We start from the raw sequence: 348 nt of genomic DNA on the forward strand, positions 1-348 counted from the left end.
TTGTTGATCCCGATATGCGGGTTTTGGTATGTAAAAGACGCACGTTGCGGTACGCGAATTCTCCCTCCGTGAGCGCGCTCGTTCCATCCACGGTAAGACGAACTCCTTTCATGCGTCGGGTTGGCGAACGTCGATGTCGCTGAGATAGGCGACGACGGTGGCGTGTGAGGTCGCCGCCGTCAGCGCGCCAATCACCAGCACCATCAGGACGACACCCAGGTAACCCGCCGAGCCGATGGCGAAGTTGCCGAACAAAGCGGTTGCCTGATCGGCCTGTGGTGTTGCCATGTTGCGCGACGACCACCCGGAGAAAACGATGAAGACGAGCACCGCCGCCGCTCCGCCGGC

General features: G+C 61.2%; 1 pseudogene. It reads right to left on the reverse strand.

What is annotated here, in order from left to right:
- Positions 1-108: 108 nt before the first annotated feature.
- A pseudogene (locus tag EN852_RS36965) lies at positions 109-348 on the reverse strand (ABC transporter permease); the annotation flags it as partial.

It is taken from the genome of Mesorhizobium sp. M2E.F.Ca.ET.209.01.1.1 (assembly GCF_004010375.2).
Lineage (GTDB): Bacteria > Pseudomonadota > Alphaproteobacteria > Rhizobiales > Rhizobiaceae > Mesorhizobium.